Here is a 1,447-nt window from a genome sequence, read left to right as displayed (position 1 = left end):
GGAGAGCGGGGCCGCGATCGACGTTCTCGCCGCGAAGTATCCGCAGTACGTCGACCGCCGCCCGGACGGACCGGTGATCGCGATCCACGACCTGCGGTGGCACCACTGGAGTGCCTTCGGCCCGTGAGTACTTATTAACCTGGATCCACCGATGTGGTGTCGGGGTAGGTGAGTCGAAACGGCGAGATGCCCTTGCGTGCTGAAAGAATTGGACTTCTCACAGAACCAGTTCGATCGACACGAAGGGCATCTCTAGGGTGCAACTATCCCACACCCACCCGGTGACGGCCTCGGCGTTCGACGACCGCAATCTCCTCGCCGCGGCCGGACTGATCCCGGTCCTGGGGTTGGCTCAGGACTGCGGCCTCGATGACCTGGCAGACGAGCATCTGACGCTGCCCACCGACAAGGGCGCACACGCGGGCCGGAAGGTGACCGCACTGGTAGCGGGCATGGTCGCCGGCGCCGACAGCATCGACGACATGGCGTTGCTGCGGCACGGCGCCATGCCCACGGTATTCGACCACCCGTACGCCCCGTCGACGCTGGGCTCCTTCCTGCGGACGTTCTCCTTCGGGCACGTCCGCCAACTCGACGCCGTCGCCGCCCGATTCCTGCAAGGCCTGGCCGAACGAACACCGCTGGTCGATGGGCCCGAATCAGGTGGGCGGATCCTCGTCGACCTCGACGACACCATCGTCGAGGTGCACGGGCACGCCAAGCAGGGTTCGGGCTACGGATATACGGGGGTCCGGGGGTTGAACGCGCTGATCGCCACCGCCACCACCGACGGGCGGGCACCGGTGATCGTCGGCCAACGCCTGCGCCGCGGCGGCTGCGGATCCCCACGCGGGGCATCCCGGATGGTCAGCGACGCCCTCGCCACACTCGGCCGCCTGCGCCCGCAGCTGTCACCGGGGTCTGTGCTGGTGCGGGCCGACTCGGCCTTCTACGGGCACCCGACCGTGTCCGCGGCACTGCGCTCCGGCGCCGACGTCTCGGTCACGGTGCGGATGACCGCGACGGTGAAGGCGGCGATCGCCGCCATCGACGAGGATGCGTGGACCCCGATCGAATACACCGACGCCGTCTACGACGAACAGGCCGGCCGGTGGATCTCCCGCGCCGAGGTCGCCGAGATCGACTTCACCGCGTTCACCCGCCTCGCCTCCGAGCGGACACCGGGCCGGTTGGTGGTGCGCCGCATCCCCGACCTGCGGGAACACACCGATGGTCAGGGCACGTTGTTCGACGCCTGGCGGTTCCACGCGTTCTTCACCACCACCGACCCCGCCGTCCTGGACACCGTGGCCGCGGACAAGGTTCACCGCGGGCACGCGATCATCGAGCAGGTCCACGCCGACCTGAAGAATTCCGCGCTCGCGCACCTGCCGTCGGGGCGGTTCGCCGCCAATAGTGCCTGGCTGGTGCTTGCGGTGATGGCGTT

1 protein-coding gene is annotated in these 1,447 nt (G+C 68.6%); it reads left to right on the top strand.

Annotation, left to right across the window (positions count from 1 at the left end; genetic code table 11):
- Window positions 1–257 precede the first annotated feature (257 nt).
- Window positions 258–1,447 (top strand): IS1380-like element ISRop1 family transposase (locus ACFVXN_RS18435; RefSeq protein WP_389235973.1); only part of this gene is annotated, 1,190 nt, incomplete at its 3' end.

The sequence above is a fragment of the Cellulomonas sp. NPDC058312 genome (assembly GCF_042880135.1).
GTDB lineage: Bacteria > Actinomycetota > Actinomycetes > Actinomycetales > Cellulomonadaceae > Cellulomonas.
Note: the sequence above shows the minus strand (reverse complement) of the source record. Positions and strands in the feature narration are given on the sequence as shown.